We start from the raw sequence: 10871 nt of genomic DNA on the forward strand, positions 1-10871 counted from the left end.
CTCCACGCACTTCTCCCATTCGTTCCGACCGCGTCCTACGACGAAGGCTGACATGCAGGATCAAACCCGACCATCCACGCGCGGCAGCAGCTTCCATCGCTCGATCGGCCTGTTCACCGGCACCGCGATCAACATGACCCAGATGTGCGGCATCGGGCCGTTCATCACCATCCCGATCATGGTCGCCACCATGGGCGGGCCGCAGGCGGTGATCGGCTGGATCGTGGGCGCCATCCTGGCGATCGCCGACGGCATGGTCTGGGCGGAACTGGGCGCGGCCATGCCCGGCTCCGGCGGAACCTACGTCTACCTGCGCGAAGCCTTCCAATACCGCACCGGCAAGCTGATGCCGTTCCTGTTCATCTGGACGGTGCTGCTGACGATCCCCTTGCTGATGTCCACCGGCATCATCGGCATGGTCGAGTACCTGGGCTTCTTCTTCCCGCACCTGGGCTGGTGGCCGGTGCATCTGATCAGCCTGCTGGCGACGGCCCTCGTCACCTTGCTGCTGTACCGGCGGATCGAATCGATCCGCGTGATCACCATCGCGCTGTGGGTGATCATGCTGCTCTCGGTCGTCGGCGTGTCGGCGGCGGGCTTCTCGGACTTCCATTCCAGCTACGCCTTCAGCTATCCGGCCGGCGTGTTCGGCGGTCACTTCTTCGTGGGCCTCGGCGCGGGCCTGATCATCGGCATCTACGACTACCTCGGCTACTTCACCACCGCCTACATGGGTGACGAGCTGCGCGACCCGGGTCGCACCATGCCCGGCTCGATCATCATCTCGGTGGTCGCGATGATGTTCGTCTACCTCATCCTCAACATCAGCGTGCTCGGCGTGGCGCCGTGGCAGGAGATCGCCCACTCCACCTCGGTGGCGTCGCTGGTGGTGGAGCACAGCTGGGGCCACACGGCGGCCGCGGTGATGACCCTCCTGATCATCGTGACCGCGTTCGCCTCGGTGTTCGCCGGCCTGCTCGGCGGCTCGCGCGTGCCGTTCCAGGCGGCGCACGAAAAGGTGTTCCTGTCCGTGTTCGGCAAGCTGCATGCGAAGCACGGCTTTCCGCACGTGGCGCTGCTCACGATGGGCGTGCTGACGGCTGTCGGCACGTTCTTCGACCTGACCGAAGTCATCAACATGCTGCTGGCCGCGACCATCATCGTGCAGTTCATCGCGCAGATCGCCGCGCTGGTGGTGCTGCGCCAACGCCAGCCCGGGCTGCATCGACCGTACCGGCAATGGCTGTATCCGGTGCCGTGCGTGATCGCGCTGGTGGGCTGGATCTACGTCTATGTTTCGGCGTCCACCTTGTCGCTGATCCTGTCCGGCATCTGGATCGTGGCCGGCCTGGTGGTGTTCGCGATCTGGGCGAAGGTCAACCGCTCCTGGCCGTTCGCGCCACTGGAAATCCGTGAAGCCTATCTTGAGAAGGACTGACGCCATGCGCATCCTGGCCAAAACATTGTTCGTGACCATGACGGCGCTGGCGGCCGCGACGGTCGCTGCGCCCGCTCGCGCCGCCACCGCCTTCGCGCCCACGCGGGTGGACGGTGGCGCCGGCGCCACCACCGCCGTGGCCGGCTGGCAGATCCAGGCCAGCGACAAGGCGCAGGAAAGCGGCGCCAAGATTTCCAGCTCCGGCTATTCCACCCAAGGCTGGTACCCGGTCAGCGGCCGCGCCACGGTGATGGCGGGCTTGCTGGAAAACGGCGCGTACAAAGACGTGTTCTACAGCGACAACCTGCGCGCTGTGCAGGCGCCCGATGCCAGCGGCAGCCTGTTCGTGAACCCCTGGTGGTATCGAACCGAGTTCATCCTCGCCGAAAGTGCGCACGGACTGCACACCTTGCTGCGCACCAACGGCATGATCGCCAGCGCCGACGTGTGGGTGAACGGGCACCTGGTCGCCGACCACGCCACGGTTGCCGGCGCCTATCCCGTGCACGAGCTCGACGTGACGCCGTGGGTGCACGCGGGCAGCAACATCCTCGCGCTGCGCGTGCACCCGGCCGACCCGCGACGCAGCCTGTCGATCGGCTGGGTCGACTGGAACCCCACGCCGCCGGACAACAACATGGGCCCGTGGCGTGGCGTCGACATCGTGCAGAGCGGGCCGGTGCAGCTGCGCTTTGCGCACGTGACGCCGACGCTGTCGTTGCCCGATCTCGCGCACGCCGCGCTGACCGTGAAGGTGGAGGCACGCAACCTCGATGCGGTGGCGCACGAGGCGACCATCACCGGCGAGGTCGCCGGCGTTTCGTTGCAGCGGACGATCCATCTCGCCGCCGGCAAAGCGCAGACCGTCGCGTTCACGCCGAAGACCGATCCGGCTCTCGAGCTCAGCCATCCGAACGTCTGGTGGCCCATCGGCATGGGCGCCCACCCGCTGTACTCGCTGCAACTGGCCGCCAGCGTCGATGGCGCGACCTCCGACAAAGCCGGCGCCACGTTCGGCATCCGCAGCGTCAGCTCGAAGCTGACGAAGCAGGGCTATCGCCAGTTCCTCGTCAACGGCATGCCGATCCTGATCCGCGGCGGCGGCTGGGCGCCGGACATGTTCCTGCGCGACGATCCCGCACGGATGGAGGCCGAGTTCAGCTACGTCCGCAACCTCGGGCTCAACACCATCCGCAGCGAAGGCAAGCTGGAGAACGCACGCTTCTACGAGCTCGCCGACCGCGACGGCATCATGATCCTGGCCGGCTGGGAATGCTGCGACAAATGGGAGTCGGCGGCGAAGACCGGTGGCGCGCCGTGGGACGCCAATGACCTGAAGGTGGCGCAGGCTTCGATGGCCAGCGAAGCGCGCCTGCTGCGCAACCATCCGTCCGTGATCGGCTTCCTGATCGGCAGCGACAACCCACCGCCGCCGCCCATCGCCAAGATGTACGTCGATACCTTGCACGTCGAGGACTGGCCGGCGCCGATCATCGCGGTGGCCACCGACAAGGGCACGGCCGAGACCGGTCTTTCCGGCATGAAGATGACCGGGCCCTACGCCTGGGTGCCGCCTTCCTACTGGTACGCCGACCAGCTGGGCGGTGCGTTCGGCTTCAATTCCGAAACCAGCGCGGGCGCCGACATCCCGCGGCTGGAAGACCTCACCCGCATGCTGTCGCCGCAGGAACAGGAAGCGCTGTGGAAGCACCCCGAGCTGCGCCAGTACCACGCCGCCGCGGACTGGTCGACCTTCGCCAGCATCGCGCCATTCGCCACGGCGCTGGCCAAGCGCTATGGCGCACCGAAGAGCCTCGCCGACTACGTGGCCAAGGCGCAGCTCGACAACTACGACAACACCCGCGCCCAGTTCGAGGCGTTCAACGCGCACCGGGATGCAGCCAACCCCTCGACCGGCGTGATCTACTGGATGCTCAACAACGCCTGGCCGTCGCTGCACTGGCATCTGTACGACTACTACATGAATCCGGCCGGCGCCTACTTCGGCGCGAAGAAGGCCAACGAGCCGGTGCACATCCAGTACTCATACGACACGCGCGCGGTGGTGCTGGTCAACCAGACGCTCACCGACCAGCATGGCCTGCAGGCGCGCATCCGCGTGCGCAACCTGGACGGCAGCGTGCGTTACGAGCAGCGCGTGCAGCACATCGACCTGGCCGGCAACGGCACGCGCCAAGTGGCGACACTGCCGGCGCCGGCCGGCCTGTCGCCGACATACTTCGTCGAACTGGAGCTTGCCTCCGCCGATGCCCGCCCGCTCAGCCGCAACGTGTACTGGCTCTCCACCCAAGCGGACACGCTCGATTGGGCGCATTCGAACTGGTACCTCACGCCGGTGACGCACTACGCGGACCTCACCGCGTTGCAGTCCCTGCCGACCGCGACCAGCGAGGTGCGCGCCACGCTGCAGCACGCGGGGGCGCAGGACACGGTCAGCGTGACGCTGACGGTGCCCGCGTCGTCGAAGGCCGTGGCGCTGTTCCAGCACGTGTCGATCAGGCAATCCACCGATGGCAAGCCGGTGCTGCCGATTCTGTGGAGCGACAACGACGTGACGCTGTGGCCCGGCGAATCGATTACCCTGACCGCGCGCTACGCGGGGCAGGCGAACGCAACGCCGGTCATCGAAGTGAGCGGATGGAACGCGCCCGCCCGCAGCGTTCCGCTGACCCTCCAGCAGGCTTCGCCGGACCGGGATGTTTCGCAGGGAATGAGCCATTGAACAAGGACAGACCCGCATGGCGCGCGTGACCATCACCGACGTCGCCCGTGCCGTCGGCACCTCGAAGAAGACCATCTCGCGGGTGCTAAACAACGATCCGAACGTGAGCGCCGTCATGCGCCAGAGCGTGCTGGCCGCGATCGCGGAGCTCAACTACCGGCCGCTCACCTCGGCGCGCAGCCTGGCCACCAATCGCTCCTTCATGATCGGCCTGCTGTACGACAACCGCTCGCCCAGCTACATCATGGAAGTGCAGGCCGGCGTGCTGGAGGCGTGCGAGGCGCAGCACTACAGCATGATGGTGCAGCCGCTGGTGTCCACCGCGGCGGACTTCGTCGAGCGGGTCGAGGACATCCTGTCGCGCCAGCGGCCCGACGGGCTGATCCTCACCCCGCCGCTCACCGATCACCCGCAGCTGCTCGATTGCCTGCACCGGAACGGCGTGCCGTTCGCCTCGATCGCGCCGCGTCACCCCGAGGGTTGCATCGGCGTGATGCTGCGCGAGCGCGAAGCCGCCGCGGCGATGGTGGATCACCTGGTGGCACTGGGCCATCGGCGCATCGCGCACATTCTTGGCGACCCCGAACACGGCGCCGGCATCTGGCGCCTGGCCGGCTACCGCGACGGCCTCGCGTGCGCCGGACTGAAAGAAGACCCGGCGTACATGGTGCAGGGGCGGTTCTCCTTCGAGTCCGGCGTGGCGGCCATGCACCAGCTGCTGGCCTTGCCGCTGCGGCCGACCGCCGTCTTCGCCGGCGACGACGACATGGCCGTCGGTGCGATCTGGGCGGCCGCGGAGGCGGGCGTGTCGATCCCGCGCGACATCTCCATCTGCGGCTTCGACGACACGACGATCGCGACCCAGGTGTGGCCGCCGCTCACCACCGTCCATCAACCGGTGCGCGAGATGGGTCGTCGCGCGACCGAGGAACTGCTGCGGCGCGTACTGAACAAGGGCGAGGCCACGATGGTCGAGGTCGATTACCAGATGCGCATCCGCGCCTCGACGGCTCGCACCCCGTAGCCCGCTTGCCCTGGCATCCGTGAGGTTCCGCCCGGGTATGCTGCTGCCCTATCCGTCACTGATCCACAGGAGAGTGCCCGCATGCCCGCCGCCCACGACGCCACCACGCCGGCCCGGAAATTCCACTTCATTTCCGGGCTGCCACGCTCGGGCAGCACCCTGCTGGCCGCCATCCTCAACCAGAACCCGCGCTTCCGTGCCGGCATGACCAGCCCGCTGGCCGACATCATGGGCGTGGTGATCGCCGAGGCGAGCAGCAAGAACGATTTCTCCTTCGACGTTTCCGACGACCAGCGCGCCGCGATGCTGCGCGGCCTGGTCGAAAACTTCTACGCCGAACAGGCGGACGCCGGCGTGGTGTTCGACACCAGCCGCCTGTGGTGCAGCCGGATGCCGCTGCTCGACACGCTGTTCCCGGGGGCGAAGGTGATCGCGTGCGTGCGCCAGCTGTCCTGGGTGCTCGACAGCATGGAGCGGCTGGTGCGCAAGCAACCGGTCAACGTCAGCAAGGTGTTCCGCTTCGACACCAACACCACGGTGTACTCGCGCGTCGAGGCGCTGACCGATCCGCGCGGCATGGTGGGGTTTGCCTTCCAGGCGACCAAGGACGCGTTCTACGGCCAGTACGCCCCGGGCCACCTGCTGCTGCTGACCTACGAAAGCCTGGTGCGCAATCCCTCGGCGGCGATGCGCGCGGTCTACCAGTTCATCGGCGAGCCCTGGTTCGAACACGACTTCGACAACATCGCCTTCCAGGCCGACGAGTTCGACGCCCGCGTCGGCATGCCCGGGCTGCATACCGTGCGCCCGAAGGTGGAACCTATCGAACGCACCTCGATCCTGCCGCGCGAAATCTTCGCCCGCTTCGTCAACGAGTCGTTCTGGATGGATCCGAAGAACAATGTTAGTCAGGTGCCGATCGTGTAGGACGGGCGCTGCCGTTTTGCGGTTTCCGATATTGATAAAACCATGTGGAGCAAGAGCGTTTCGTCCTCCTGCGGAGGGCGAGTAACTTTTCTCTGCGTGGCCAGAGAAAAGTCACCAAAAGAGAGGCCACCCTCCTCGGCGCTTGCCGGGCTGCGCCCGGCAAGTCCGTGAGCCGCGGCCGGGCTTTTCGACAGCACATCCCTGTGCTGGCGAAAAGGAGTCGACATCGTGTCGACTCCCCTGCGGGCCTGTCGTCCACGACTCACCGCCTCACAAGGGATTGAAGATCAAAGGCAACAGCAACGGCAACGGCAATCAAAAACGGGTGAGGTTCTCGACCGTGTCATGGACGACGCGGATAGCCACAGACCTGTCTTGACACCCCTCCACGGCGGTAGCAGACTCGAATACAAGGAGCGTAGAAACTCCTCGAACAGCGGTCCCCACCTCCGTCAAACCGGTGGGTTTTTTGTGCTCGTGTATCGCGAGCACAGACCGACGCGATGCCTGCGTCGGGAGGGCGGCTAATACAACACCCGCAAGGGGAATACGCCCGCCGTCTGTTCGCGGTTTCTAACCTCCCGACTTCCCGTCCGCCGTCGCGGCGTGCACGGGTACTTCATGGTGCGAGGAGGCGAGCATGTCGACGATCGAATCGGATGATCTGGCAACGATGGGGTATTTCCTGCCGGAGGACAGCCAGCTGCGGCTGAAGCAGCTGCGCGAGTATGTGGAGTTTCTCGCCAACCTGGCGCGACCGCGTAGGCCGGACGAGGGAATGGAGTGTTTCGCGGAGATTCGCCCGGGCGAAGTGGCGATCTGCATGGAGCTGCTGGAGGAGCAGGTCGCTCAGGTGCTGGGCGAACTTTCCTGGCCGGCAAGGCGTGGTGAAACGGCGGCAGCAGGCGAGGCCGACGCAGACGCGAAGGCTTGCACTCAAGCCCCGCAACCGGAGGTCGCCGAGCCGGTGATGGATGAGGCCGGTAACCGCCTCCTCGTCGGCGTCACCCTGGATCAAATCGACGAGATCAACCTGCTGCTGAGCAGCCTGCGGGCCCTTGGCAATGTGGTGACCTGCAGCGATCACGCCGAGTTATCCGACGTCACGCTGTCGATCATGGGCGATGCCATCGTCCGCGACGTGGAGAAGCTGCGCGACATCATGAGCGCCGTGCAGGGGCAGAAGCTGGGGCCACTGCACGCTACGAAACCCGGTGTGCGCGAGGAGTGGGCCACTTACGGCGTACTCCCGACGTGCTTACCCATGGGCAGCGTGTCGCCCATCGTGCGGCAGTTGCCCACCTACCAGTAGCGGCGCAGCACCGTGCGCCAGCGAACCAGCCGTGCTCGCTGGCGCGGATCCCGTCCCCTGAAAGCAATGAAAGAATAAAAGGGGATCAAAGAGAACGGAGGTAGCTAAATTGGATTGATTACTTCCGTTCCCTTTGTTGCCCGGTCGGTTCGTACGCTGTAATGCTTCAGCTGCAACCGGGCACGTACCTGATCCAGCAGTCGCGGCGTTTTCGCCTCCGTTACACCCACACTTTCGCCTGCGTAACTCATACACCCTAAGAATCGTCGGATAACACCAGCAGCTTGCCTCCCCTCATCGCGCCACGCAGCGTCGCAAGGGCCTGAAGGTCTATAGGAAGTTTCCCTTGTGCAGCCTTGATCGACGTCCGCATACTCTGCGCAACACCCCACTTTTGGGGTCTAATTAGCGTTAGGCCTCATGAAGAGACTCCTTGCAGCCCTTATGGTTTTCATCAGTATCAGCGCTTACGCAGCTGATGCATTTCACTACGATCAGCGCTTGGCAATCGATCTTTCTCGTGCGTACTTAAGCGCTTTCAATCGGCAACATCCAACTCAAAGTGGCTACACGGACGCTGCTCATGGGCTGGTCTCATCTGCTATCGCTGCTCACGACCGGCATCTGGTCTTTGTCACTTTTGCAGGTAGCAGCGGTTCAGCTGGTTCTTACGTAGAGTTGGAGCTTTGCAAAGAGACAAATTTGCTCACCGTTGTCGAAGCTGGTGCTGTCGACAACATTCAAGCCTACCGAGACGGCGTTATGCGCGTTAACTCAAAAATATATGTTGCAAGCCCAGCTGTATGCCCAGTCGAAGTGCCATGATGCCTAACATTTCGTTCAAGGCGGACGGCTACGCCGCCGCTTAACTCTAGCGTTAGGCCTCATGGATAGAAACTCGCCAACCTCATCCCTCGGGACCGTAGTCATCACCTTGCTCGTGTGGCTATCGTTATGGCCAGTCATTGGCTCCGCATTGACCTTCCTGGGAGCGATCCCTACCCGCTGGCCTGCACTTGTCTACTTCGCCAATTCGGCAATGCCGTGGCGCATTGTGTTCCTTCTTTCCGGCTGTGTAGCACTCGTCTCTGCGTGGCTCGTGCACAAGCGAAAGATGGTTCCAGCGTTGGCAACAGCCGTCATCTTTGCGGCACTGTACATTCCAACCTTCCCCATTGTTTGGGCGCAACGTACCATCGCGATGGGCGTTGCCGCTGTTCCAGCGCTACTCATCGGCTACTTGCTAATCAAGTCACGCCGGCGTAAGGCCTAACATTTCGTTCAAGGCGGACGGCTACGCCGCCGCTTAACTCCAGCGTTAGGCTTCACAACAACGGACCCACGACGAATGTCCAGCGACGTCATCATTGAATCCTTCGAAGATCTACATGAATTTTCGAGACCCGTGAAGAATGTATATCCAATTTTTCGAGGGGTTCGTGATGCGACGAATCACACTCTTATGCCCACCCTAGGACGTGTTCAGTTACGAAAAGGCGTATCAATCTCAAGCTATGAACAACGAGTGTTCAAGGTTTTCAAGGAAGCTGCAGTACCCTATCTGAGCTCGCTACCACAGAGCAATTGGGAATGGCTAGCTTTAGCGCAGCATCACGGACTCCCAACGCGCCTGCTCGATTGGACACATAATCCTTTAGTTGCCGCCTATTTTGCCGTGGCACGTGACTTTGATGATGACAGCGCGATTTACTCATTTACGACATCGCAAACCGTAGACGAGAAAAAATCGCCAAACCCTTTTACCGTGGATTGTGTATCACGCTACCGCCCTTCGCACATTACGCAACGAATTGTTGTCCAAAAAGGTCTGTTTACTGTTCATCCTGACCCCGCTTCTGTACTTGTCTCGAAAAATATTCGGAAAGCAATCATCCCGTCGAGCAAACGCCACGCATTGAGGGAGCAGCTGTACCGCTACGGTGTCTCGTTAGGTTCGCTTTTCCCAGGACTAGACGGACTAGCGGGAGAAATTGCGTGGCGCTATAGCACCGAACGGTAGCATGCAATAATTGGTTTTTCGATCGTAAACTTTAGTCGAACATTTACTATGCAAATGCCTAACTATTCCGTAAGAGACTTCCGATCAAGCCCAGACGCATGAGTCTTTTGCCCTGAGCTTTCGGGCCACTGTTGGTCATCGTGTTGTCCTCTTTGCTGCGTCGTGCGCGTCAGTGCTATGCGTGCTGCAACGAATGTCAGACTGCATTTCCGTAATCGGTCTTGTTGAACCGATGCCACTGGCTCGGACCTGTGTATAAACCGCACCCGAAGACCTCGTTCGTTCATCGGACTGTCCGGTGCCCGGGGATCAGCCGAAGCACCATTTGGACGTCCAAAGCTAGGGTCAGAGTGGACTTTCGAGCGACCCTCCTGGCCGAAAGCGGGACATGGGACAACTAATGCCGCGCGACGGCGTAAGATCCGCCTCTATAGTTTCCAACCGTTCCGCGGGGCTTATGGCTTACGAAGCTACACCGAGAAGGGCATCGGCTCTGAGACCGCGAGTGCTCAGGGCGAGTGCATACGTCGGCCTTCTGGTCTCCGGAGTGCTGGTATTTTTTCTGCCTTGGTTGCTCGCCTCCCAGTTCTCGATGAAGGTGGCGCCTGCATGGGGGCTGGGTGACTTTGCATTTGCCCTTTGCGCGGCCGGCGCCTTGATTGGGATGTTCATCGGTCGGCGCTTGAAGCTGTGAGCTTGCTTGACAAGATCGGGGCTAGGTTCACCTTCTCACGGCAGTAAGTGAACCTAGCCCGATAGTTGGAGGTGCTCTTCGCACCGGAAAAAAGACCCGCCCGCGACTCTCCGAGTACCAAACCCGACTCTTTGCCACCGGCGCCTGGTTCGCCGAGTCTCGACGCCAGGTATTTCCCAGCCGAGCGCGGCTCTTTTTCGGCGGAACATGGCTGCCGCGAGTGGCAGGCTTGGCTCTTTTCCTGAGGCGCTTGGCTCTCCGAGTGCCAATGCCGGCTCTTTTAGTGTGGCGTCTGGCTCGCGGCGTGCCGCGCTCGGCTCTTTCAGTCCCGTTCGACAGGATTCCGGGCCAAGGTCGCGGACGGATTCAAAGACCCCGCAAACCCAGCCGCTGCCGACTACATTTCTTACCTATCAATGTAATGACCCAGTGAATTCCTGCTCAGGTGTTACCTTTCCGAGGAGACACAGATGAGCGCAGTAATGGACGAAGAGATCAAACGCTGGACAGCGCGACGGAAGTCGGCGCTGGTGCTGGAAATTATCCAGGGCAAGACCACGCTATCGGAGGCGAGTCGTCAGTTCGACCTGCCGCCGTCGGAGATCGAGAGCTGGGTCGAGGATGGCAAGCGGGGCATGGAAAACGCCCTTCGTGCCAAGCCCGAGGACGTGCGCGAGCAGTACGAGCGGCAGCTGAAGGATCTGCAAGAAGCC

At 62.6% G+C, this 10871-nt stretch carries 8 protein-coding genes; all 8 read left to right on the top strand.

All coding sequences use genetic code 11. The features are described from left to right. Nucleotides 1-52 precede the first annotated feature (52 nt). Nucleotides 53-1438, top strand: a complete 1386-nt coding sequence (locus EAH75_RS15685) for an APC family permease (protein ID WP_140806112.1) — start codon at nt 53-55, stop codon at nt 1436-1438. Between the two features lie 4 nt (nt 1439-1442). Further along, nucleotides 1443-4181: a glycosyl hydrolase 2 galactose-binding domain-containing protein gene (locus EAH75_RS15690; protein ID WP_140806114.1), complete on the top strand. Its 2739-nt coding sequence runs from the start codon at nt 1443-1445 to the stop codon at nt 4179-4181. Nucleotides 4182-4197: 16 nt separating this feature from the next. Continuing rightward, nucleotides 4198-5205, top strand: coding sequence for a LacI family DNA-binding transcriptional regulator (locus EAH75_RS15695; protein WP_140806116.1), 1008 nt, complete (start codon nt 4198-4200; stop codon nt 5203-5205). 81 nt (nt 5206-5286) lie between these two features. Next, nucleotides 5287-6132 (top strand): sulfotransferase family protein, encoded by an 846-nt coding sequence (locus tag EAH75_RS15700; RefSeq protein WP_140806118.1) that lies wholly within the window; start codon nt 5287-5289, stop codon nt 6130-6132. A 640-nt stretch (nt 6133-6772) separates the two neighbouring features. Then, nucleotides 6773-7444 (top strand): XAC0095 family protein, encoded by a 672-nt coding sequence (locus EAH75_RS15710; RefSeq protein WP_140806120.1) that lies wholly within the window; start codon nt 6773-6775, stop codon nt 7442-7444. A gap of 420 nt (nt 7445-7864) precedes the next feature. Then, entirely contained in the window at nt 7865-8269 is a 405-nt protein-coding gene (locus EAH75_RS15720) for a hypothetical protein (protein WP_140806122.1), read from the top strand. A gap of 523 nt (nt 8270-8792) precedes the next feature. Next, nucleotides 8793-9464: an FRG domain-containing protein gene (locus EAH75_RS15725; protein WP_140806123.1), complete on the top strand. Its 672-nt coding sequence runs from the start codon at nt 8793-8795 to the stop codon at nt 9462-9464. 1164 nt (nt 9465-10628) lie between these two features. Continuing rightward, nucleotides 10629-10871 (top strand): DUF1153 domain-containing protein (locus tag EAH75_RS15730; RefSeq protein ID WP_140651931.1); only part of this gene is annotated, 243 nt, incomplete at its 3' end.

The organism is Rhodanobacter glycinis, assembly GCF_006438785.1.
Taxonomy (GTDB): domain Bacteria; phylum Pseudomonadota; class Gammaproteobacteria; order Xanthomonadales; family Rhodanobacteraceae; genus Rhodanobacter; species Rhodanobacter glycinis_A.